Below are 21,431 nucleotides of genomic sequence, written 5' to 3'. Positions count from 1 at the left end.
CTAGGCCCCCGTCAGCATGAGAAAACTGAAGCTGCGATACGGGATATAGCACGCCTCGGCGTGGGACGAGGTCATGAACCATGTCAACTGGTACGTCCCATAGATCATCGCAGGAATTGCCCGGCCCAGAAGCACCTGCCGTTTCGGAAAAATGCACCACGAAAGGTAGACAAAGCTGAGGATACTGAACGGCATCACATAGAAATTGATCCGGTGCAGCGCGATGGACGAAAAAACTGCCAGCGGCATCAGGCTGAAGCTGATGATCACGAACACCTTGAGCAGACTGTAAACCTCGGGAAACTGCTCTTGGATGCGACGATGGTAGAACAGGAAAAACACCTGCGGAATCATGATGATCGCATAGCGAATGACTGCCCCGCTCGAGGTGATTGCGCCAAAGTTTTGCTCGATATAGCGGTCGGCATACACGTCCAGACGGTCGCTTAGCATGTACATCGCGACCGGCGTCAGAAGCAGCACGCCGAACACAATCCGCCCGATGCTGACCTTGCGGCCGGCCATGAAGGCCAATGGCAGGAACATGATCAACGAGCTGTGGAACTGCGCGCCCAGCACGATCATCAGCGCCGTCATCCAGCCGCGCCCCTTCATGAAAAACACCGAGGCCACCATCAGCGCAGACACGGCCACGCCCTGACGGATACCTGACATGCCCAGCTGAACGATGTTCACCGGAAACAGCAGCGCGATTATCATGATCGGGCTGCGATGCGCGCGGGCGAAAATAAAGTACCCTGCAACCATCAGCGCTGACGCACAGATGTTCACCCACATGTAATGCGCCCCCAATGTCTTTAGGATCGCGGACATCAGGGCAAATCCGGGCTCTTGCTCGCCGAAAATCTCGGTCAGGTAAAGCCCCGGCAGGATGTCGTGATAGCGCAGGAAGTAGGCCTTGAAATCGCACCCAACGATATAGCGCGCGCCCATGAACCACAGCATGAACAGGCAGATGGTCAGCAACGTCGCCAAAGAGCGCCGATCCGGGATCGACAACCCCAGCAGCGCAATGACGGTGAACACGGTCAGGTAAGTCAGCATGCGCTGCCTCCGAATGCGCCCATGCTGACGCTTTGAAAATCAAACCGCGCCCGCAACTTTGAAAAGTGGCTTAGGATGGCATCAAGTTGGTCCATATTGCGCTGTGTGTCGCGGCCCATGTTATGGGGGTGCCACCACAGGTGATAGCCCTTACCCGCCTTGGCCGCCTGGGTCATTTCACGCTTAATTCGTCTCTGATGCAGGCTCGAATACAGCGGAAAACGCGGGTTCCAGGGGCGCAGAAACCGCGAGGCCGGCACGTCCACCACTGCGCCTTTTCCCGGCAGCTCAAAGCTTGTGGACCCTAGCAGGGGCAGCGCACCATCCAGATAGCGCAGCGCCCGCACCGACAGGGTCAGCTCGTCCCCCGAACGGGGTCGATAAACCGCGCCCGGCGCGTTGCCTCGGATCACGGTCAGACCCAGTTCTTGGCAGATCGAGACATGCTGCGCCCCCATCTGGTTGCGCGGAAAAACGATGGATCGCATCTGGTGCCCCGCCTGCCGCGCAATGGCGATGGCTGCCTGCAGGTCGGCGCGCCAGGCGTCGGGGGTCATGCCGGGCTCCAGCGCATATACATGGCCAAAGGTGTGGGTCGCGATCTCTTGACCGGGGGTGGCAGCGATCTGATCCAACAGGCTGCGGCCGAAATGCAGGGGGTCCGCGGCCTCGGTCGCGCCGATCTGATCCAGCGCCGGATAAGGCGACAATGTCGCATTGTCATAGCTAGGCCGGATACTTGGGGCAAAGGCGTGCATCTCGTCACGGGTGCGGGCGAACAGCAAGCCAACGGTGGCCCATGTGGCGTTGATGCCGTGCTGACTGAACAGGCTCAGTATCTGGGGAATCGCCTTGCGCGCGCCCAGAACCGCGTCACCGTAGCCCGCAACCGAGCGATGATCGCGCACACCCCACATCAGCTCGAAATCAAGGGATATGACCAACCGCCCGCTCATCTGCGGCCTCTTTTCAGGCGGTTTAGAGCCTTTTCAGCGAAGTTGCGTAACTCGGCCAAGGCGGGCACCGGGTCGTCCCAGGCGAAAACCGCCCATGTGCGTCTTTGCGCGGGGCCAGCGGCCCGTATGTCCGGGGCAGGCAGGACAAAGCCGGATTTGAAGATATAGAAAAGCCGCGAATACAGATCCTTCAGAGCATAGCGCCAACGAACGCCGTCAACCTGCGCCTGCTGAGGCAACGGCGACAGCCCCGCCAGATCGCGATAGGCGGACAGTACCGTAGGCCGCCCCGCCGGATCCGTGACCGAGAACCACAGCGACGGGCGGACGTTGATCTCGATGATCTTCAGTTCGCCATCTGGTCCGCGCTTGAACTCGGCAGCGGCAGTGCCTTGGTATCCTAGGGAGCTAAGCAAGGTTTCGGCAATCCCGGCGCTGTCGGGTTCGGCATGGCTTTGCACCAACGAAGCCGAGCCAAACCCCGGCGGATATTGCCGCAGCTTGCGCGCGGTACAACCGTTCTGCACGCCCTGCCCCGACAGGTGCCCGCACCAAAGGGTGATGTTGCTTTCAGGGCCTTCCACGATCTCTTGCACCAGCAGCGTCCCCGCGTCCGAGGGGATGCGGGCGACTTTCCGGTCAAACTCAAGAGCATCACGCGCGATCCATCCTTTTTGGCCGCCCATGCGCCCCTTGAGAAGTTGGATCAACGCAGGCTTGATCAGGCAGGGAAAGCCGATCTGGTCGGCGAAGCCCAGGATCTGGGCCTTGGTGCCGGACCATAAGCGGGGATAAGCCACGCCGTGCGCCTGACACAGCTGATAAAACCGCTCTTTGTCCATGATCTGTCGCGCCAGCCCGTCTGCGTAACTGGGCTGAAACCGAACATGGCGTGCCAGCATCTGCGCGTTCTCCATGATCAGGTCGACATCCTGATCCGAAGTCGCGATCAGCACGGGTTTTTCGCCGCCCTCGGGAAAGGCGGCGCAGATCTTGTCGATCTTTTCAGCGGCCGAGCCATAGATCACCCGCCGACAATACCGCGAGGTCCCGCCCGCCTGCGATCCGTCCGCCACGCCGGTAACATGCACCCCCGCACGGCCCAGCGTACGGACCACGTGCAGCCCGGTGGGCGAAAGGCCCATCACAATGGCCGGAGGCAGCGCTTCCGTCATGAGCGAGCCTCCAGTACCCGGTCGAACAGTTGACGCATCTTGCCAGCGGTCGCTTCCAGATCAAAGCGGGTTTCTACTTCGGCCCGCGCTGCAGATGCGATGCGCTGCCGAAGCTGCGCATCGTCCAAGGCCGCCTCAAGCGCGCGGGTCCAATCCTCGGGCGAGGCGCACAGGAACCCGGTTTGCCCGTCCGTCAGCAGTTCATTGTTGTACCCGATCGCAGCGCACACAGGCACAACGCCGGCGGCCATATAGGTGCGCGCTTTGCCCCCCGATTTGCCCTTGGCCCAATCTTCGGACGGCAAAGGCATCAGGCCAATGTCGAAATCCGCCAGGGCCTCCAGCTCAGCCTCGATCGACCAGTCGGACAGCTGCCACGGCACGCCCTCCATGCAAAAATTTCCGCCGCCCATGATGCGGAAACGAACGTCAGGGAAGCGAGCCGCGATATCCCGCAACACCGGCGCGATCAGGTGCAGATATTTCACAGTCGAGGGCGAGCCAAGCCAACCGATCGTCACTGGCCGATCATTCGTATGCGGCGCATGCATCGGGATTCGCGCGGTATCCTCGGCCACCTCCAGCGTTTCAGCCACGCCGCCGTCGGCCCGTGCAGCGTCGCGCAGCCAGTTGTTTCCGGCCACTGTGCAATCAACGATCGTGAACAGCTGCCGCACCTTATCAGGCGAACGGACCAGGCTAGCCAGCGGCGTGTAGCGGCTGGATTTGTGAATGAACAAGGCGTCGTCATAGTCAAACATCACCACCGCGCCGCGCCGTTTCAGCCAACGCTCAATGATGGGTGGGCCAAAGGGCAAAAGCTCGCGCTGTAGATAGATCAGGTCGTACTGACGCCATTTGCGCAGCGCCCAAAGACGCCGGGCAACGGCGCACACTGTAGCCCAAATCTTGCGCATTGTCTGACCGGGCTGCGTGGACAGGGCGTACATGTCCGCATCCATCAGGCTTTGCACATCCGCCTGCACCCCCAACTTTTCCAGAAAGGGCAGATACTGAAACACCCGATACCGGGACGAGGCACCCTGCACCGGATAGCGCGTCAGAAACAGAACCTTGAGCGGGCGCTGGGTCATTCGGCAAGCCTTTGGTAGATGCTGTCATACTCCTCGATCGCGCCACCAAGCGAGAACCGTTCTTCGGCCGCGCTCCGGCAGCGGGTCTGCATCTTCGGGTCCGTGGACAAGGCGATCAGCTGCTCAAGCGCGGCATCCAGCCCGGACAAGTCCACACCCTGATCATCGGTCGAGGGCAGCGTCACACCGGTTTGGGTCTGGGCGAAATCCTCTTCGACATCCCCGCAACCGGCATTGGCCAGGCAGGGCTTGCCGCAGGCCAGAAACTCGCCCATCCGCGTGGGGCACGATGCGCGCTTGGACCAGACCGGTTTGATAAAGAAAATGCCCGCGTCCATGCGGCCGATCTGCTCGGCCACTTGATCGAACGGCACTTGCCGGATTTCCACTCGAGAAAGGTCAACCCCGGCTTTTTCCAGCTCGGATCGGATCAGATCGTGGCCTCCTTTGTTGATCACCAGGAACCGCGCATCGGGGCGCATTTCAAACAGTCGGGCTACGGCCTGTGCGACCTCGGTGAACATGTACCAACTGCCGACCGAACCGACATAGCCCAGCGTAAACCCCCGACGCGCGGTCGGCACTGGATGGAACATATCCAGGTTGGTGCAGGTCGGGATCACCGACACAGGCGGCATCCGGCCCGTCAAATACGGCATGGCAGCGATCTCTCGCACGCCCGCACGGGTCAAGGACACCACGTGATCGGCCTGTTGGAACAGCTTGCGTTCGATCCGTTTGAAATACCGATAAGGCAGCGAGCCCGCGCGCCAGATACCACCCTCGACCCGCTCGTCTGGCCAGAAGCCCCGCATGTCGAAAATCAGCTTGGCCCCCGTGCGCTTTTTCACCGCCAACCCGATCATCGAGCCGATATAGCTGCGGCAATGCACCAGTTGTATGTCTTCCTCGCGCACGATCCGCGTCGCCTGGGCGATCCCCCGGTTGATGTCATAGATCGTCGCCGGAATGCCCGGCTTGCGGTGCCAAATTCGCCGGTGCCACGTCACACCAGCAGCCTTCAGGCGGTCCTCAAGCTCGGCCAGCCGTGCGGTGTCGGTCAGGTTTTCGGGCTTTTCATAGCTAAGCACGACCATATGGTGGCGTTGGGAAAGCCCCAGCACATACTGCAGCACTTGGCTTTGACCCAGCGGATCAAGAAGGCCGGTATAGGTAATATAAAGAGCCCGAGTCATGGGTGCTCCTTTGACAGTGCCTGGCGATAATATTCCAGCAATTTTCCGGCAATCGCCGACGCCGAGAAATGCGTTTGGGCGCGTTGGCGGGCGGCTTGTCCAAGAGTCTGGCGTCGGTCTGGGTCGCTTAGCAGATCGTTGATCGCTGCGGCCAGCGCCTGCGGATCACGCGGCGGGACCAGAACGCCAGCGCCCCCCAGAACCTCGGGCAGCCCCCCGGCAGTCGAGGCGATCACGGGCCGTGACAGCGCCATCGCTTCAAGAGCAGTCAGCCCGAACCCCTCGAACCGAGAGGGCACGATAACCAGATCGGCCTGCGCGATCTCTTGCATCATCTGGGCGTGATTCAACGGGCCGGTGATGCGGATATCTGGCGCCTGCGCGGCCAAAACTTCTTGCAGTGGTCCTCCGCCGCAGAAGGTCGTCTGGGTCGGAACATCCAGCAACCCCAGCGCCTTGATCAAGTCGGCATGTCCCTTTTCAGGCACCAAGCGACCCGGCAGGACCAACCGAAAAGGCGGGGTTGCGCGTACCACCGTTGACGGATCAGCAGGCAGATCAATCGGGTTCGGCAGCACCTGAACACCCGCCAGACCCAGCGCCTGCTCATAGTGCTGCGCAACGGCCTGCGAGACACCAAACATTCCGTCAAATCCGCGCGGATACAGCCATGAGGCCAGTCGTTTTTTTAACCACAGCCCCGCCCCCCCGCGGTTGGCCCCGGCGTAGGCAAGGTTGTGGAAAGTCACAAAACAGCGCGCTGGGCTAAGGCGCAGCACTCGCATCAAGGCTGTCGTCACCGCTGGGAAGTACAGATGAGCGTGAACGATCTGGGCGCCTGTCCGGCCGGCCAACGCAGCCAGGGCCCGTGCCTGTCGCCGAAGCGCCCATTTCCCCAGCAAAGGCAGCCGATGCACGCGAATGCCCAGCGCTGTCAGCTCAGGCTCCAGATCATACGGAGGGCGCCGCACCGCGACCTCGACCGCGCAACCTTGGGCCCGCAAAGAGGGCAGCAGCGTCAGCAACACCGTTTCAGCACCGCCGCGTCCCAGACTGTCGATGACGTGCAGAACCTTCATGGGGCACCGTCCGTCAGCAGCCGCGCGGTTATGATGGTGCCGACGCCGACGAAGACGCCTTCACCCATCTGCAGCTGGCCGAACTTAACGGTGATCTGCGTGCCCTGGCCCGTACGCATCCGCGCGCCTGCCGTCACGTTGGGGGCCAGCAATACCCGCGTCCGGCCGCGCAATCGTGAGACCCGGCTTGCAATACGGCGCAGAACACTGCGAAACTCAGCCATGCGAGCGCTCCTTGAAAATCTGCTGTAACAGAGCCTGATCTTCGGCCAGTGCGGCGCGGATTTCGTCCTGCAGCTCTGCGTTCTCCTCGTCCCTTTTCGCATAGCCTGTACCGGTATTCATTCGGCGCAGCAGCTTGGACAGCCCCAGTCGTTTCAACCCAAGCACCCGACGGACTGCTGCCGCCACACGCAGCGCCCAACCGGGGGGGCGCTGGATCAGCTTGGCCACCGCCCCTGAGGAATGATGCTTGGCCTTATGGATCACCGGAAAATCAACTCGGCCGTCATCGGGCAGGCCCAGAAATTCAAGCACGTCCAAGTACGCAGCACGTGGATTCGGCTTCCATTCTTCCATCCGCAGGATCTTGATCTGAGCGTCTGGGAAATGCGCGCGGTACCGCTGAATTTGCTGCGCAAAACGCGCGGCTGCGGGATAGTCCAGGAATTTGGCATCCCGACAAGTCGAGGGCAGCGCTTTCGCGCGCTCCCCCGAAAGCGCCCATGCCTGGCCAAAGTCGCGGATATCCTCGTCCAGGTTCAACAGTAGCTGGTTGTGGTAGGATGGCAGGAAACGCACCGGGTCGCGCAGAAAGATCAGGATCTTCGCGCCCGGGTCAAACCGAGCGATATTCGCAGCGGCCTCGGACGAATAGAGATACATGACCGACGCCTCTCCGATCGCCGTCTTGCCCTCGCATCCTTCGAAAAAGGACAGATAGTCGGCCTGACTTCGGGCCCAGCGAAAATCCGGGAAATCGGTGTTGAAATAGTGTGGCTCTTTTTGCCGGGCAAAACCGATTTGGGGATGCGTCCTCAGATACTCGGCCCAGGCGGTTGTTCCGCATTTTGGGGCTCCGACGATAAAGAAGTTGGGTCTGGCGGTCATGCGCGTCTCCAAGACCAAAGCCCCAGGACCGAGCTGTCCAGCCCAAGGTGACGGCGCACCGACCACCAAAGCAGCAGGTTCCAGACCGCGGTGGAAATCAAGGTCGCCACTGCCGCGCCCTCGATCCCGAACGGGGGGATCAGGGCCACGTTCAGCGCCACGTTCAAAAGGGCCGAGATCAGCACCCCTCGCATGGCCTGGCGCTCGTGCCCGGTCATGTTCAACAGGCCGATGCAGGCCCCAAAAAAAGCACTTAGGGTTTGACCTGCGGTCAAGATCAGCATTGCCGCGGCTCCGCCCGCAAATGCCGGACCAAAGACTGCGGACAGGATCGGCGCGCCCCAGATGGCAAAGATCACCAGCACCGGCAGCGCGGCAGCAAAGCCCAGGACCGCAGCATAGGCAGCAAGACGGGCCAGCTGGCGGGAATCTCCGGTTTGATGCAGCGCTGCGAAACGCGGGTTGGTGATCATCGCCAACACGCCCAAACCTGCCACTGTCAGCGAAGCCCCCGAGGTCGCGACCTTGTAGACGCCGACTTGCTGTTCAGATTGCCACCAACCAAGCATAAGGAAATCGGCGTTCGCGGTGATGCTTTGCGCCCCGGCGATCAGCGCCAAGGACAACACGGCACGGGCCCATGTGGGATCAATCTGACGCTCGCCCCCCTGAAGCAACTCGGCCGGACGCGCGCGCATCAACAGCGCCATCCCGACGGTAAAGGCAATCGCCGCGGCGACCAGGTGCAGCCCCATAACCAGCCGTGGCGTCAGAGTCACCACCGCAGTGCAGGCCAGAACCAGCAGCACCAGCAAAGCCGGGCGTATCAGGATTTCAGGCAACTGCCCCCAGATCACACGGCCCAGGCCCCGCAGAGCGGCCGCTCGGATCTGCGACAGGGCAATGACCGGGATAAGCGGTATACCCAACAGGAAAACTGAACGGGCGCCATCGGGTAAAACCGGCAAGGTAAATACCGCAACCACCACGCTCAGCGCGATAAGCGCCGACACCAGCAAGATCCGCCGCGTGGCCCAGAACCAGATACCGCGCAGTCGGGGCCAATCGGCCACTGCTTGCGCCCGGGCAGTCTCGCGCAGCACCAGCGCCGGTATCCCCATCTGTACCGGAATGCCCAGCAGGCTGATGGCGGCAAATGCCAGCGTATAGGTTCCAAGGCCCTCGGGGCCCATGACCCGCGCCAACAGAACCGAAGTTCCCAGCGTCAGCGCCAAGCCGATCACCCTAAGCGCGGCCGTGCCCAGTCCCGCCCGCACCAAGCGCGTACGCAAGACGGAACCAAAGCCCTGTCCTGAGATACGAGTGTCTGCGGGTTTCATCGGTCGGGGCCTTTCTGGGTCAGAGCCTCAGATCACTGTCGGCAAGATCAAAAACGTTCTTAAGGTCAAAGAACACGCTGTCCTTGGCCCCCAGCGCGCGGATTTTCTGGGCGCCCATATCGCGGAACTGGCTGTGCGCGACGGCCAGGACAACACCGTCGTAATCTTGTCCCGGCTCCTCGGTCAGAGAGATTCCATATTCCGCCTCGGCCTCGGTGTTGCTGACCCAGGGATCGTGCACATCCACTTGCACGCCAAAAGTTTCAAGCTCGGCGATCAGATCAACCACGCGGGTGTTGCGCAGATCAGGGCAGTTTTCCTTGAAGGCCAACCCCATCACCAGCGCCCGTGCACCGTTCACCTGGATTTTCTGGCGCAGCATGGCTTTCACCATCTGCCCGGCAGCATAGGCGCCCATCCCGTCGTTGATCCGGCGCCCGGCAAGGATTACTTGGGGGTGATACCCTTCGGCCTCGGCCTTGTGGGTCAGATAATACGGATCCACGCCGATACAGTGCCCGCCCACCAAGCCGGGGCGGAAAGGCAGGAAATTCCACTTGGTTCCGGCGGCTTTCAGCACCGCCTCGGTATCAATGCCCATCTTGCCAAAGATGATCGCCAGTTCATTCACCAGCGCAATGTTCAGATCCCGCTGAGTGTTCTCGATCACCTTCGCGGCTTCGGCCACACGGATGGATTCGGCCATATAGGTGCCAGCGGTGACCACCTGCGCATATAGCGCGTCAATCTCGGCGGCGATCTCAGGGGTCGAGCCGGACGTGACCTTCAGGATATCCGGCAGCCGGTGCTGTTTGTCTCCGGGGTTGATCCGCTCGGGACTGTAGCCAGCAAAGAAGTCCTTGTTGAACGTCAGCCCCGAGGCTCGCTCGAGCACCGGCACGCAATCTTCTTCGGTGGCGCCGGGGTAGACCGTGCTTTCGTAGATGACAATGTCGCCCTTCTTCAGCACCGACCCAACTGTTTCCGAGGCCTTGATCAACGGCGTCAGGTTGGGGCGTTTATGGGCATCAATCGGCGTGGGTACGGTGACGATATAGATCTGGCAATCGGCCAGATCGGCCGGGTCGGTGGTAACGCTCAGCTGGCTTGCCTCGGCCAGTTCTTCAGCGCTGACCTCAAGCGTGGTGTCATTGCCCGCGCGCAGTTCTGCGATCCGGTCAGTCTTGATATCAAAGCCAACGACGGGCCGCTGTTTGCCGAATTCGACGGCCAGGGGCAGGCCAACATAGCCCAGCCCGATTACCGCGATTTTCTTTGTCCCTGTTGTCATCGCCCTCTGCCCCGTTGTTCTGTTATTGGCGGTCGCTTGGGTTATTTCTGATAGTAATCCCGGAACCATTCGACGAACCGCGCAATCCCATCGCGATAATCGGTTTTCGGTTGATACCCTGTCAGCCGCCGCAGCAGGCTGGTGTCAGCCCAGGCAGCAGGCACATCACCGGTTTGCATGCCCATGTAGTTGCGGATCGCCTTTTGCCCCAGACATTTTTCGATCTCTTCAATGAAATCCAGCAGGCGGATTTGTTCCGAGTTTCCGATGTTGACGATCCGATAGGGCGCGACCGGACTAAGACTGTCGCCCTCGGGCACAACTCTGTCCTCGGGACGCACGGGCACGGCATCCATCAACAGCTGGATCGCGCGCACCAGGTCGTCAACATAGGTGAAATCGCGTGCCATTTCCCCGTTATTGAAGATGTTGATCGGGCGTCCATCCAGAATCGCGTCCACGAACAGGAACAACGCCAAATCCGGGCGGCCCCACGTGCCATAGACACTGAAAAACCGGAACATGGTGACCGGCAGATCGTAAAGATGGGCATAGGAATGTCCCATGCTCTCGGTCGCTTTTTTCGAGGCCGAGTAGATCGTCAACTGCGTGTCCGCCTTTTCCGTTTCGATGAACGGCATATCCTCGTTCGCGCCATAGACCGAGCTGGTCGACGCCATCAACAGGTGGTCGATCTTCTGCCGCCGGGCGTTCTCCATCACGTTGAAGGTGCCCACGATGTTGCTGTCTACGTAGGTGCGCGGGAATTCCAGGCTGTGACGCACCCCGGCTTGCGCCGCCAGGTGCACGACGATCTGCGGTTGGAAATCGTCAAAGGTTTTGGTCAACAGCTCCATGTCTTCCAGCCGCCCAATGGTGACCGAGAAGTTGGGGTTTTCTTCAAGCATCGCGTGGCGACGATTCTTGAGGTTGACGTCATAGTAATCAGTGACCGCGTCGTAGCCGTGGACCTGAAACCCCTCGCTTAACAGCCGTTTGGCCAAGTGGAATCCGATAAACCCGGCCGTACCGGTAATTAGCACGCGGCGCATATTAAACAATCATCCCAACGATTTGCCTGTATTCACGCCCCGTGAACCCGGGGCTGTCTTATTTCTGAGGACAGAATCGCACAAGCGAGGGAGCAATTGCAATCATCGATATGGGCCAAATGGTCGGGAAAACACACCATGGTCATGAAATGGCCCAGAGTTCGGGTGATACATTCAACCAAGTGGATAATCGTGTTATGCTTGGGCAACGATAACGGAGATCGAGCATGTTTTTCAGAACTCTGACGACCCTTGCGGTGGTCGTGCTGGCAATGCCTGCCATCGCGCAACCCCGCACACCGCAAGAAGCGATGCGTATCGCCGAAGAAAGCCGCATGTGCGGAGACCTCAAGGTTTTGCGCGCTGAATGGCGCCGACACGGCAATATCGGCGTGCTGTGCGAAGGTGGCGCGGCCGCTCCGGCTGATGTGGGCGAGGCAACAAACTTCGTGCCCTTGCTTGGCGGGCTTGGTGGCCTTGTCGGTATCGGTGGCGGCGCTGTTGTCGTTGGCGTTCTGGTCGGTGGCTCCAGTTCTTCGGACACGCAGTAACGCGGCGGCGTCAGCACTGAGCGATGCCAAGCCTGATCAGCTGTGCGCCGTACATGGTGTAATAGCCATCGGATTTATAGCGCCCTTCAGACATGTACCATTCGCGCAAACGCGCCGGATAGTACGAGGCAATGACAGCAGACCAATATTCAAACTGATGCGGCTCTAGCGACTTGCCATAGAAGCTGGGGCCGTGAAATCCGAACTTGGTGCTGGGGTCCACGCAAACATCGCCAGCCCCCAGATACATCGTGCACGAAGACAGGCAGACCTTGCCGCGGATCTCGACCCGTTGATGGCGCGCCTGGATTTTCGCGATCTCTTTCGCCCGGTTACCGACCACACCACCCCGATCATTTTGAACAACACGCACCAGCATCGAGTTCTGTTGCGCCCGGGCGTCAGACGGCATCAGGGAACCAGAGATCATCAGCCCAAGACTCAGGGCCAAAGCCAGAGACCTGCGCAGGCAGCTGCGCGCAGTCAGAAGTTTCATGTCAGCCTTTCCACGGATCAGCTTGGCAGCCCCCACTGCCGCGCACCCGTTTCGTGGTCATATTTGGTGTACAGACAAGCCGACCTTACGTCAGCCACAGCGATGCTGGCCACTTTTTTGTCACAATGCAAAATCCAAGTTTTTATCTATCTAGTTGATTTTTAAAGAACTTAATTTTTCTTAAAGTTAATGTGGTTGCCTTTTTTCTGCCCCAATTGCGCCCCAATCCACTCAAATGGGCTGGATTGGCCATAAACACAGGATATTGGCGCCGACAGATTTCCTGTCACGCTGATTCAAATTCCGTGTGAGAGAGGGCTGGAGCCTAGTCCAAGCGCCGGGTCATCGATTTTTCCAGGCAAAATTCTCGTAAAACCTGCACGGCTTCCGAGCCAGGCTCGGCCATGGCCGGGTCGATACCGACCAAAGTGATCACCGCCTGAGCCTCGTGCTGCCAATCCAAAATCGGGGCCGCGACAGCCACAAGGCCGGGAATATACTCGCCGCGGACATGGGCGAAACCGTCTGCCTTGATCTGGGCAACCAGTGCGTTCAGCCCGGTTTTATTTGCCGCGACATCGACCAGAATGCCGGGGTTTCGCACGGCGCGGCGCAGTTCTTTTTCGCGTTGAGTCGCAATCGCGCCTTCCGGCGCCCAGGCCAGGAACGCGCGCCCCGTGGCCGAGTTGAGCAACGGCAGCGTGGTCCCTAACCCCATCGAGGTCACGGCCGGGATCTCGCCACGTTGCCAGCGCACGACCGTCGCGCCCTCGGTGCCCCAGACCGCCAGCAGCACCGTCACACCGGTTTGGGCGGCCAAGGCCGGCAACCCATCCGCCGCTGAATTAACGAAATCGTGGCGCGACATGGCGGACAGACCCAGCTGCAGCGCCCCCGGCCCCAGATCATACTGCCCCGAACGTCCCTCTTGCCGGACCAGCCCCGCCTGAATGAACGAAGCCAGATAGCGGTGCACCTTGCTGGGCGGCATACTGCAAACCCGAGCGATCTCGGTCAGGCTGGAAGGACCGCTGAGCGAACCAAGATGAAGAAGGACGCTTAGCGCCGAATCCAGTGATTTGATCCCCTGTCCGGCACCCTGTTCGTCAGCCATTCAATCGCTCCTCTAACAGGGCTCGCAGCGCGTCCGTGGTATCCGCGCTTATGCCCTTGTCCGTTTTCTTGAAAATGCACCGCACCTCGGTGCCTGTAAAGCACAGCCGCTCGCCCACGCAGGTTTCATAGCGCGCGGTCAGTGCGCGGGCGCCCCATTCGATGCCCAAAAGGCGAATCGACAGGGCGTCGCGATCCATCATCGGAGACCTGAACTGCGCCGAGGCGTCCGCAAGACCTATACCAACTGATCCGATTTCCTTGCAAAGCCCTGCATGTCCCCCGGCTCGGGCCAGCATGTCGTGAAAACAGGCATCCATCCATCGGAAGCTGTTGGGATAAAACACTATTCCCGCGGGATCACAGTCCCCGAAAGTGACCGTATGGGTTAGATTATGCATCATCTCTTTTTTCCATATTATAAAATTTATTGCGTTATTTGTAATTCTACCCTAGCCCTATATGAAAGTCGACAGATTATGGGAGAGATCATGTCACAGCTTTCCAGCATTGAAATTCTTGGCGGGGGACCGGCCGGTCTTTACACCGCAATTCTGATCCGACGGCTGTTGCCGGACGTGCAGGTCCGCGTAACCGAGCAGAACCCCGAGGGCGCGACCTTTGGCTTTGGTGTGGTGTTTTCCGACCGCGCGCTGGAGTTTCTTAAGGCCGACGACCCCGAAACCCATGACCTGATCGTTCCCCAGATGGAGCGGTGGCAGAACATGACGCTGAACCTGCCTGATGGTCAGGTGACCCTGGATGGCGTCGGCTTTACCGCCATCGGTCGTCTGGAGCTGATCGAGATCCTTAAGGACCGCGCCCGCGCCCTGGGCGTGCCCATTCGGTTTAACACGCACATCCAATCCTTGGACGAACTTGAGGCTGACCTGGTGATTGGCGCGGATGGTCTGAACTCGCTTGCGCGGCAATCGCTGGAGCAGCACTTCAAGCCCAAAATCGAGAACTTCGACAACCATTTCGCTTGGTTCGGTGCGACGGTGCCGTTTGACACGCTGACCCAAACCTTCATCGAAACCGATAAGGGCCCGCTGAACGCGCACCATTATCGCTATGCCCCGGGTCGCAGCACATTCATCGTGGAATGCAGCGACGACGTGTATCAAGCCTATGGCTTTGATCAGATGAGCGAAGAGGAAAGCGCCAAACTGTGTGGCGAGCTGTTCAAGGACGTGCTGAAAGGCACCGATCTGGTCATCAACAAATCCATGTGGCGGCAGTTCCCGCGACTTTGGTGCGAAAGCTGGATTGCCCCCAAAACGGCCATTCTGGGGGATGCCGTGCATACGGCCCATTTCTCGATCGGGTCCGGGACACGGCTGGCGATGGAAGATGCCATCGCGCTGGTTCACGCGCTGAAAACGCACGGCGATGTCAACAAAGCATTGGAGGCCTATCAGGCTGAACGCCCGCCCGTCGCCAAGAAAATCGTGGATGCGGCCAATACCTCGGCCACCTGGTATGAAACCTTTGGCCAGAAAATGGCCCTGCCCCCGCTGGATTTCGCGTTCAACTATCTCACTCGGTCCGGCCGCGTGGACATGGAACGGATGCGCCAGATCACGCCTCAGTTTATGGCAGAATATGATGCCTATAAGGAGTCCCAACCGGACCCTATCGCTGACCCGGTACCTGCAGGTGTACCGGGGGCCGCGGAGATCGGCTTTGATGCCGCCGATCATCCCAATTGTTCCGAAATCCTGTGGCAGAACGGAACACGCAATCCTGAAAAACTGGCCGTCATTGGCCCCAAGGGCTGTCTGACCTATGCCCAGCTGATCGCCGAAGCGGCCAAATGGGGCAACGCTTTCACCCAAGCCGGGCTGCAACGCGGCGAACGGATCGCGTTTTTCCTGGACGACACGCCTTCGTATCCCGCCGCGTTCTTTGGCGCGGTTCGGGCCGGGTTTGTCCCTGTTTTGCTGAATATCCAGACCAAGCCTGACGTGTTGAACTACTTCCTCAAGGACAGCGGCGCGCGGTTCACGGTGACCGAGGCCGAGCTGGCCCCGGTTTTCGCCGGCTCCACTATTGCTGGCACAGATCTGCAAACCATCATCACGGTGAATGGAACCGCAGGCGATTGCTTTTCGGATCAGGATTTCCTGGCCGGGCAGTCCGCCGTGCTGAGTTGCGCCGATACCGGCCCCGATGACATGGCGTTCTGGATGTATTCCTCGGGATCTACGGGGCGTCCCAAAGGGATCGTCCATTTGCATCACGACATGGCCTATACGCAGAAGTCCTTTGGCGAACACGTGCTGAAGCTGCAGCCGGATGACATCGCCTTTTCGGTGCCGAAAACTTATTTCGCCTATGGCTTTGGCAACTCGGTCACCTTCCCCTATGCGGTGGGGGCAACGGTCCTGCTGATGCCGGGTCAGCCCCGCCCCGATGCCGTTCTGGACGCGATCGAAATCTATCGGCCCAGCGTGCTGTTCGGTCTGCCAACGCTGTATACCGCGCTGGCCCGAACGGAAGGGGTTGCCAATCGTGATCTGTCCTCGTTACGGCAATCCATGTCGGCGGCTGAAATTTTGTCCGAGGACGTCTACAACGCGTGGAAATCCCTTGCCGGGCACGGCCCGACCGAAGGGCTGGGTTCGACCGAGATGCTGCATGTTTATCTGTCGAATACCCTGGACGACCACCGCCTTGGCGCGGCAGGCGCGCGGGTTCCGGGATACGAAGTACGGCTGGAAGCCCCAGATGGACAACCCGCCAAACCCGGAGAAGAGGGCGTGATGTTCGTGCGCGGACATTCCTCGGCCCCGTGTTACTGGAACCGCCCGGACAAAACCGCCGACGCGATGCGGGGCGAGTGGATCTATACCGGGGATCGTTTCATCGAGAAGGATGGGTATTTCTACTTCCAGGGTCGAGCGGACGAGCTGATCAAGGTATCCGGCCAATGGGTCTGGCCGCTTGAGGTCGAACGCTGCCTGAACGAACACCCGGACGTGCACGAATGCGCCGTTCTGGCGCAAGAGCTGGGGGACAAGCGGATGGCCTTGCGCGCGGTGGTCGCCCTGAAACCGGGATGCGAGGCCGGGTACGGGGAAACCAACCACCTGCGCGACTATGTCAAATCCGTACTGACACCGTTCAAGGCCCCGCGTCTGTTCGACTATGTCGATGAGCTGCCCAAAACGGGAACGGGCAAGATTGACAGGCAGGCTTTGATCCAAATGACAGCCAACAAGGCTGCGTGACCAACGGACCCGGCGTTCTGCGCCGGGCCAAACATGTTCATTCAGGGAGGAAACGATGAACACATTTCGACGCACGGTCCTTGCGGGCCTGACCGCCGCAACAGCCTTGATCGCCAGCCAGGCGATGGCTGCGGACATCACACTGAAGCTCCACCAATTCCTGCCGCAGCAGGCCAATGTCCCGCGCCTGGTGCTGGACGAATGGATCAAACGGATCGAGGCCGGCACTAACGGGCGGGTGAAGATCGAACATTACCCCTCGATGCAACTGGGCGGCAAACCGCCCCAACTTATGGACCAGGTGCAAGACGGCATCGTGGATCTGGCCTGGACGGTGAACGGTTTTACCCCCGGACGTTTCCCGCGATCGGAAGTGTTTGAACTGCCCTTCCTGATGACCAATGCCGAGGCAACCAGCCGCGCGTATTGGGAGCTGTTCGAGAAAGAGATGAAGGACACCGACTATCGCAATGTCCACCTGATCGGTGCCTGGGTCCATGGGCCGGGTATGCTGCATACCAACAAGCCCGTCCGCACGATGGAGGACATGACCGGGATGAAGTTCCGCATCCCCAGCCGCATGGCCGGGTTCTTGCTGGAAAACCTGGGTGCTGTTCCGATCGGTATGCCCGTCACCGCCATCCCCGAGGCCCTGTCCAAGGGTGTGATCGACGGCGCTGTGATCCCGTGGGAGGTTACGACCGCCCTTAAAGTGCCTGAACTGGTGGGCAATCACACCGAGTTCGCGGAAGGCTATGCATTTTATACGCTGACCTTCACTCTGGCGATGAACAAGGATCGCTATGAAAGCCTGCCCGAGGACATCAAGGCGGTGTTCGACGCCAACTCGGGCATCGAGTTCTCGGCCTTTGCAGGGTCCCAGCAAGCCAGCGCCGACGGCCCCGCCCGCCAAAAGGCTGTGGACGCAGGCAATACGGTGATCACCATTTCGGCAGACGACAGCGAGAAATGGAAGGCCTTCGCTCAGCCTGTCTATGATCGCTGGGTCAAAGACGTCACCGCCAAGGGCATTGACGGGGCCGCGTTGCTGGCCGAGGCCAAGGCGCTGATCCAGAAACACACCGACGGGAAGTAATTCCTCCCGTCATCCCGTGGGGGTAAGGCCGGCCTTCGGGTCGGCCTTGCTTTTTAAGATGGCACAACTTGTGTGACTGCGCCCTTACGATGCAGCATTGCATCCCGGTTCCACCAGATCACAACCACGGTCACCGCTACCAAAATCCAGGTGTCATAGGGCTGCGCATCCGGCCAGAACGGATTGATCAGCTGCGAATGGAACAGCATCGGCCAAAGCAAACTGCCGCGTGAGGCGTTAAAGATTGGCGTCACCAGAATAGCCAGTGTGATGTTACCGATCAGGGCTTTGGTTGGAATTTTGACGTCAGACGAAGCTGTCGTCATCTTTCTTCACCGGTGAGCTCCAAGTGAAACCAAGTTCATGCAACGCCTTTCGCGCCGGGTTCGCAATACCAATCCGAAACCACGGGCGTATCCCCTGATCAAAGGCGGCTTGCGGCATAGCGCGCGTTTGACAGAAAAGCCTTGATTGGTTGCAGATTCGGCTCCTATAGACAACCATTCCTTCACCCTCGTGGCTCTAGGAACGGGGAAGCGGATGCAAATCGGTGCGCTTGTCACCAACCTGTATCTTGCTTCTTTGGCCCTTTTGGTATACCACGGCATGCAACCAGCTTTACCGGGCTCGCCAGTCAAATCTGAAGCCCGGCATTCAAGCTTTAATCTTAATCTCAGACGCCGGAATCAACATGAGCTTGTACACAGATTACCTTACCGAGATCGAGACCCGTAAAGATCAGGGATTGCATCCCAAGCCTATCGACGATGGTGCCCTGGTTGGGGCGTTGATCGCGCAGATCAAGGATACCGGGAACGAGTATCGCGCGGACTCTTTGCAGCATTTCATTTACAACACGCTGCCCGGCACCACGAGCGCGGCCGTTGTGAAGGCGGCGTTTTTGAAGGACATCATTCTTGGCACCGAGACTGTTGCCGAGATCACGCCTGATTTCGCGTTCGAGCTTTTGTCGCACATGAAGGGCGGCCCCTCGATTGCGGTTCTGCTGGATGTGGCGCTTGGGGATGATGCGGCGCTGGCCGGTCAGGCAGCCGAGGTTCTGAAGACCCAGGTATTCCTGTACGAAGCGGACATGGATCGCCTGTCCGAGGCCCACGCCGCAGGCAATGCCGTGGCGACCGATATCCTGGACAGCTATGCCAAGGCCGAGTTCTTCACCAAGCTGCCGGACATCGATGAAGAGATCAAGGTTGTCACCTATATCGCCGCCGAGGGTGATATCTCGACCGACCTTCTGTCGCCCGGCGCCGAGGCCCACAGCCGTGCTGACCGCGAGTTGCATGGCAAGTGCATGATCACCCCCGAAGCTCAGGGTGAAATCGTTGCCCTGCAAGAGGCCAACCCCGGCGCCCGCGTCATGCTGATCGCGGAAAAAGGCACGATGGGTGTTGGCTCGTCGCGGATGTCTGGTGTGAACAACGTGGCGCTGTGGACCGGCAAACAGGCCAGCCCCTATGTTCCCTTCGTGAACATCGCCCCCGTTGTGGCCGGCACCAACGGCATCTCGCCGATCTTCCTGACCACCGTTGGCGTGACCGGCGGCATCGGCATTGACCTGAAGAACTGGGTCAAGAAGGTCGACGCGGACGGCAACACCGTTCTGGATGACAATGGCGATCCGGTGCTGGAGCAGGCCTATTCGGTTGAGACCGGCAAGGTTCTGACCATCAACACCAAGGACAAGAAACTGTACGACGCCGACGGCACCGAGCTGGTCGACATCTCGTCCTCGCTGACCCCTCAGAAGGTCGAGTTCATCAAGGCTGGCGGTTCCTACGCCGTGGTCTTTGGCAAGAAGCTGCAGACATTCGCAGCCGAGGCCCTGGGCCAGGACCTGAAATCGGCCTACGCGCCGTCGAAAGAAGTATCGATCGAAGGCCAGGGCCTGACCGCGGTCGAGAAGATCTTCAACCGCAACGCCCGCGGCGCGACCCCGGGCAAGACGCTGCATGCTGGCTCGGACGTGCGTGTTCAGGTGAATGTTGTTGGCAGCCAGGACACCACCGGCCCGATGACCGCGCAGGAACTGGAGGCCATGGCGGCCACCGTGATCTCGCCCTCGCTGGACGTTGGGTACCAGTCGGGCTGTCACACCGCGTCGGTTTGGGACCTGAAGGCACAGGCCAACATCCCCAAGCTGATGGCCTTCATGAACTCCTTTGGCCTGATCACGGCGCGCGATCCCAAAGGTAAATACCACGCGATGACCGACGTGATTCACAAGGTGCTGAACGACATCACCGTGGATGACTGGGACATCATCATCGGCGGCGACAGCCACACCCGTATGTCCAAGGGCGTAGCCTTTGGTGCGGACAGTGGCACCGTGGCGCTGGCGCTGGCCACCGGCGAGGCGTCGATGCCGATCCCGGAATCGGTCAAGGTGACCTTCAAGGGCCAGATGGCTGACCACATGGACTTCCGCGACGTGGTGCACGCCACCCAGGCGCAGATGCTGGCGCAGCATGGCGACAACGTCTTCCAGGGTCGGGTGATCGAAGTGCATATCGGCACCCTGCTGGCCGACCAGGCCTTTACCTTCACCGACTGGACCGCCGAGATGAAAGCCAAGGCTTCGGTCTGTATCTCGAATGACGAGACGCTGATCGGGTCTCTGGAACTGGCCAAGAGCCGCATCCAGATCATGATCGACAAGGGCATGGACAACGAGGCACAGCTGCTGGCTGGTCTGATCGCCAAGGCGGACAAGCGGATCGCCGAGATCAGGTCGGGTGAAAAGCCGGCCCTGACGCCGGATGCCAACGCCAAGTATTTTGCCGAGGTCGTGGTCGATCTGGACCAGATCGTCGAACCGATGATCGCGGACCCGGACGTCAACAACATCGACGTGTCCAAGCGTTATACCCATGACACGATCCGCCCGATCTCGTACTACAAGGCTGAAAAGCATGTGGACCTGGGCTTTGTCGGCTCGTGCATGGTGCACAAGGGCGACATGAAGATCGTGGCGCAGATGCTCAAGAACCTGGAAAAAGCCACCGGCAAGGTCGAGTTCAAGGCCCCGCTGGTCGTGGCCGCCCCGACCTACAACATCATCGATGAGCTGAAGGAAGAGGGCGACTGGGAAGTTCTGGAGAAATACTCGGGCTTCGAGTTCGACGACGCGGCGCCGAAAACCAACGCCCGCACCGAGTACGAGAACATCCTGTACCTGGAGCGTCCGGGCTGTAACCTGTGCATGGGCAACCAGGAAAAGGCTGCCAAGGGCGACACCGTCCTGGCCACCTCGACCCGCCTGTTCCAGGGCCGCGTGGTGGGCGATGCCCCCGACAAGAAAGGCGAATCCCTGCTGGCCTCGACCCCGGTCGTGGTCCTGTCAGCCATCCTGGGCCGCACCCCGACCCTGGAAGAGTACAAAACCGCCGTCGAAGGCATCGACCTGACCAAGTTCGCACCCCCAAAGGAAATCCCAGGCACCGCACGTTCCGTCCACTTCTAAGGCTCAGGCCAGATCTGGAAAAACGAAAGAAGCGCCCCCAAAAAGGGCGCTTCTTTTTTGTTAGGCAGCCCTTTGATTTCCCAGCAGATGCGCGGTAAAATGA

The 21,431-nt window shown here is 59.9% G+C and carries 19 protein-coding genes; 4 read left to right on the top strand and 15 right to left on the bottom strand.

The window, feature by feature from the left end:
- Genes ACOQOQ_RS05035 through ACOQOQ_RS04985 form a run of 11 tightly spaced genes read right to left on the bottom strand, consistent with a single transcriptional unit; the run spans position 1 to position 11,358 of the window.
- Positions 1 to 1,065 carry an EpsG family protein gene (locus ACOQOQ_RS05035; RefSeq protein ID WP_420569043.1) on the bottom strand — a complete coding sequence of 355 codons (1,065 nt, stop codon included), beginning with the start codon at positions 1,063 to 1,065 and terminating at the stop codon, positions 1 to 3.
- On the bottom strand, positions 1,059 to 2,021 hold the full coding sequence (locus ACOQOQ_RS05030) for a polysaccharide deacetylase family protein (protein WP_420569042.1): 963 nt from the start codon (positions 2,019 to 2,021) through the stop codon (positions 1,059 to 1,061). Before ACOQOQ_RS05030 ends, ACOQOQ_RS05035 begins: the two co-directional genes overlap by 7 nt.
- Positions 2,018 to 3,196, bottom strand: a complete 1,179-nt coding sequence (locus tag ACOQOQ_RS05025) for a hypothetical protein (protein WP_420569041.1) — start codon at positions 3,194 to 3,196, stop codon at positions 2,018 to 2,020. The genes ACOQOQ_RS05030 and ACOQOQ_RS05025 overlap by 4 nt, the downstream gene beginning before the upstream one ends.
- The gene (locus ACOQOQ_RS05020) at positions 3,193 to 4,290 is read right to left on the bottom strand and encodes a glycosyltransferase family 4 protein (protein WP_420569040.1); all 1,098 of its coding nucleotides are present in this window, start codon (positions 4,288 to 4,290) and stop codon (positions 3,193 to 3,195) included. Before ACOQOQ_RS05020 ends, ACOQOQ_RS05025 begins: the two co-directional genes overlap by 4 nt.
- Positions 4,287 to 5,486, bottom strand: coding sequence for a glycosyltransferase (locus ACOQOQ_RS05015; protein WP_420569039.1), 1,200 nt, complete (start codon positions 5,484 to 5,486; stop codon positions 4,287 to 4,289). Before ACOQOQ_RS05015 ends, ACOQOQ_RS05020 begins: the two co-directional genes overlap by 4 nt.
- A complete protein-coding gene (locus ACOQOQ_RS05010) occupies positions 5,483 to 6,565 on the bottom strand; it encodes a glycosyltransferase family 4 protein (RefSeq protein ID WP_420569038.1) in 1,083 nt (360 codons plus the stop codon). Before ACOQOQ_RS05010 ends, ACOQOQ_RS05015 begins: the two co-directional genes overlap by 4 nt.
- The gene (locus tag ACOQOQ_RS05005; RefSeq protein WP_420569037.1) at positions 6,562 to 6,789 is read right to left on the bottom strand and encodes a hypothetical protein; all 228 of its coding nucleotides are present in this window, start codon (positions 6,787 to 6,789) and stop codon (positions 6,562 to 6,564) included. Before ACOQOQ_RS05005 ends, ACOQOQ_RS05010 begins: the two co-directional genes overlap by 4 nt.
- Positions 6,782 to 7,675 carry a sulfotransferase domain-containing protein gene (locus tag ACOQOQ_RS05000; RefSeq protein WP_420569036.1) on the bottom strand — a complete coding sequence of 298 codons (894 nt, stop codon included), beginning with the start codon at positions 7,673 to 7,675 and terminating at the stop codon, positions 6,782 to 6,784. The genes ACOQOQ_RS05005 and ACOQOQ_RS05000 overlap by 8 nt, the downstream gene beginning before the upstream one ends.
- Complete coding sequence (locus tag ACOQOQ_RS04995) at positions 7,672 to 9,015, bottom strand: polysaccharide biosynthesis C-terminal domain-containing protein (RefSeq protein WP_420569035.1); 1,344 nt, start codon at positions 9,013 to 9,015, stop codon at positions 7,672 to 7,674. The genes ACOQOQ_RS05000 and ACOQOQ_RS04995 overlap by 4 nt, the downstream gene beginning before the upstream one ends.
- Before the next feature lie 19 nt (positions 9,016 to 9,034).
- Positions 9,035 to 10,306, bottom strand: coding sequence for a Vi polysaccharide biosynthesis UDP-N-acetylglucosamine C-6 dehydrogenase TviB (gene tviB, locus ACOQOQ_RS04990; RefSeq protein WP_420569034.1), 1,272 nt, complete (start codon positions 10,304 to 10,306; stop codon positions 9,035 to 9,037).
- Positions 10,307 to 10,347: 41 nt separating this feature from the next.
- Positions 10,348 to 11,358 (bottom strand): NAD-dependent epimerase/dehydratase family protein, encoded by a 1,011-nt coding sequence (locus ACOQOQ_RS04985; RefSeq protein ID WP_420569033.1) that lies wholly within the window; start codon positions 11,356 to 11,358, stop codon positions 10,348 to 10,350.
- A 227-nt stretch (positions 11,359 to 11,585) separates the two neighbouring features.
- On the opposite strand from ACOQOQ_RS04985, the gene ACOQOQ_RS04980 reads away from it, so the two are divergent.
- Positions 11,586 to 11,909, top strand: coding sequence for a hypothetical protein (locus ACOQOQ_RS04980; RefSeq protein ID WP_420569032.1), 324 nt, complete (start codon positions 11,586 to 11,588; stop codon positions 11,907 to 11,909).
- 10 nt (positions 11,910 to 11,919) lie between these two features.
- Here ACOQOQ_RS04980 and ACOQOQ_RS04975 read toward each other — a convergent pair whose 3' ends face one another.
- The 3 genes from ACOQOQ_RS04975 to ACOQOQ_RS04965 all read right to left on the bottom strand — a co-directional run bounded on the left by ACOQOQ_RS04975 (position 11,920) and on the right by ACOQOQ_RS04965 (position 13,922).
- Positions 11,920 to 12,405 carry a hypothetical protein gene (locus ACOQOQ_RS04975; protein ID WP_420569031.1) on the bottom strand — a complete coding sequence of 162 codons (486 nt, stop codon included), beginning with the start codon at positions 12,403 to 12,405 and terminating at the stop codon, positions 11,920 to 11,922.
- Between the two features lie 325 nt (positions 12,406 to 12,730).
- On the bottom strand, positions 12,731 to 13,519 hold the full coding sequence (locus tag ACOQOQ_RS04970; protein ID WP_420569030.1) for an IclR family transcriptional regulator: 789 nt from the start codon (positions 13,517 to 13,519) through the stop codon (positions 12,731 to 12,733).
- Positions 13,512 to 13,922 (bottom strand): acyl-CoA thioesterase, encoded by a 411-nt coding sequence (locus tag ACOQOQ_RS04965; RefSeq protein ID WP_420569029.1) that lies wholly within the window; start codon positions 13,920 to 13,922, stop codon positions 13,512 to 13,514. The genes ACOQOQ_RS04970 and ACOQOQ_RS04965 overlap by 8 nt, the downstream gene beginning before the upstream one ends.
- An 87-nt stretch (positions 13,923 to 14,009) precedes the next feature.
- Between ACOQOQ_RS04965 and ACOQOQ_RS04960 the strand changes: the two genes are divergently transcribed.
- The gene (locus tag ACOQOQ_RS04960) at positions 14,010 to 16,751 is read left to right on the top strand and encodes a benzoate-CoA ligase family protein (protein WP_420569028.1); all 2,742 of its coding nucleotides are present in this window, start codon (positions 14,010 to 14,012) and stop codon (positions 16,749 to 16,751) included.
- 55 nt (positions 16,752 to 16,806) lie between these two features.
- Positions 16,807 to 17,847 carry a TRAP transporter substrate-binding protein gene (locus ACOQOQ_RS04955; RefSeq protein ID WP_420569027.1) on the top strand — a complete coding sequence of 347 codons (1,041 nt, stop codon included), beginning with the start codon at positions 16,807 to 16,809 and terminating at the stop codon, positions 17,845 to 17,847.
- Between the two features lie 53 nt (positions 17,848 to 17,900).
- Here ACOQOQ_RS04955 and ACOQOQ_RS04950 read toward each other — a convergent pair whose 3' ends face one another.
- Positions 17,901 to 18,173, bottom strand: a complete 273-nt coding sequence (locus tag ACOQOQ_RS04950; RefSeq protein WP_420569026.1) for a hypothetical protein — start codon at positions 18,171 to 18,173, stop codon at positions 17,901 to 17,903.
- Positions 18,174 to 18,538: 365 nt separating this feature from the next.
- Here ACOQOQ_RS04950 and ACOQOQ_RS04945 point away from each other — a divergent pair, with 365 nt between their 5' ends.
- Complete coding sequence (locus ACOQOQ_RS04945) at positions 18,539 to 21,328, top strand: bifunctional aconitate hydratase 2/2-methylisocitrate dehydratase (protein WP_420569025.1); 2,790 nt, start codon at positions 18,539 to 18,541, stop codon at positions 21,326 to 21,328.
- Positions 21,329 to 21,431 lie beyond the last annotated feature (103 nt).

It is taken from the genome of Thalassovita sp., assembly GCF_965218685.1.
GTDB lineage: Bacteria > Pseudomonadota > Alphaproteobacteria > Rhodobacterales > Rhodobacteraceae > Thalassobius.
The sequence above is the reverse complement of the archived record's forward strand: the minus strand, read 5'-3'. Positions and strand labels throughout refer to the sequence as shown.

What these genes read in the sequence shown, in the direction of transcription:
- ACOQOQ_RS04970 (WP_420569030.1), bottom strand. Translation starts at nt 13,519, where the DNA reads ATGGCTGACGAACAGGGTGCCGGACAGGGGATCAAATCACTGGATTCG.
- ACOQOQ_RS04955 (WP_420569027.1), top strand. Translation starts at nt 16,807, where the DNA reads ATGAACACATTTCGACGCACGGTCCTTGCGGGCCTGACCGCCGCAACA.
- ACOQOQ_RS04980 (WP_420569032.1), top strand. Translation starts at nt 11,586, where the DNA reads ATGTTTTTCAGAACTCTGACGACCCTTGCGGTGGTCGTGCTGGCAATG.
- ACOQOQ_RS05010 (WP_420569038.1), bottom strand. Translation starts at nt 6,565, where the DNA reads ATGAAGGTTCTGCACGTCATCGACAGTCTGGGACGCGGCGGTGCTGAA.
- ACOQOQ_RS04950 (WP_420569026.1), bottom strand. Translation starts at nt 18,173, where the DNA reads ATGACGACAGCTTCGTCTGACGTCAAAATTCCAACCAAAGCCCTGATC.
- ACOQOQ_RS04945 (WP_420569025.1), top strand. Translation starts at nt 18,539, where the DNA reads ATGAGCTTGTACACAGATTACCTTACCGAGATCGAGACCCGTAAAGAT.
- tviB (WP_420569034.1), bottom strand. Translation starts at nt 10,306, where the DNA reads ATGACAACAGGGACAAAGAAAATCGCGGTAATCGGGCTGGGCTATGTT.
- ACOQOQ_RS04965 (WP_420569029.1), bottom strand. Translation starts at nt 13,922, where the DNA reads ATGATGCATAATCTAACCCATACGGTCACTTTCGGGGACTGTGATCCC.
- ACOQOQ_RS05005 (WP_420569037.1), bottom strand. Translation starts at nt 6,789, where the DNA reads ATGGCTGAGTTTCGCAGTGTTCTGCGCCGTATTGCAAGCCGGGTCTCA.
- ACOQOQ_RS05030 (WP_420569042.1), bottom strand. Translation starts at nt 2,021, where the DNA reads ATGAGCGGGCGGTTGGTCATATCCCTTGATTTCGAGCTGATGTGGGGT.
- ACOQOQ_RS04995 (WP_420569035.1), bottom strand. Translation starts at nt 9,015, where the DNA reads ATGAAACCCGCAGACACTCGTATCTCAGGACAGGGCTTTGGTTCCGTC.
- ACOQOQ_RS04975 (WP_420569031.1), bottom strand. Translation starts at nt 12,405, where the DNA reads ATGAAACTTCTGACTGCGCGCAGCTGCCTGCGCAGGTCTCTGGCTTTG.
- ACOQOQ_RS05015 (WP_420569039.1), bottom strand. Translation starts at nt 5,486, where the DNA reads ATGACTCGGGCTCTTTATATTACCTATACCGGCCTTCTTGATCCGCTG.
- ACOQOQ_RS05035 (WP_420569043.1), bottom strand. Translation starts at nt 1,065, where the DNA reads ATGCTGACTTACCTGACCGTGTTCACCGTCATTGCGCTGCTGGGGTTG.
- ACOQOQ_RS05020 (WP_420569040.1), bottom strand. Translation starts at nt 4,290, where the DNA reads ATGACCCAGCGCCCGCTCAAGGTTCTGTTTCTGACGCGCTATCCGGTG.
- ACOQOQ_RS05000 (WP_420569036.1), bottom strand. Translation starts at nt 7,675, where the DNA reads ATGACCGCCAGACCCAACTTCTTTATCGTCGGAGCCCCAAAATGCGGA.
- ACOQOQ_RS04960 (WP_420569028.1), top strand. Translation starts at nt 14,010, where the DNA reads ATGTCACAGCTTTCCAGCATTGAAATTCTTGGCGGGGGACCGGCCGGT.
- ACOQOQ_RS05025 (WP_420569041.1), bottom strand. Translation starts at nt 3,196, where the DNA reads ATGACGGAAGCGCTGCCTCCGGCCATTGTGATGGGCCTTTCGCCCACC.
- ACOQOQ_RS04985 (WP_420569033.1), bottom strand. Translation starts at nt 11,358, where the DNA reads ATGCGCCGCGTGCTAATTACCGGTACGGCCGGGTTTATCGGATTCCAC.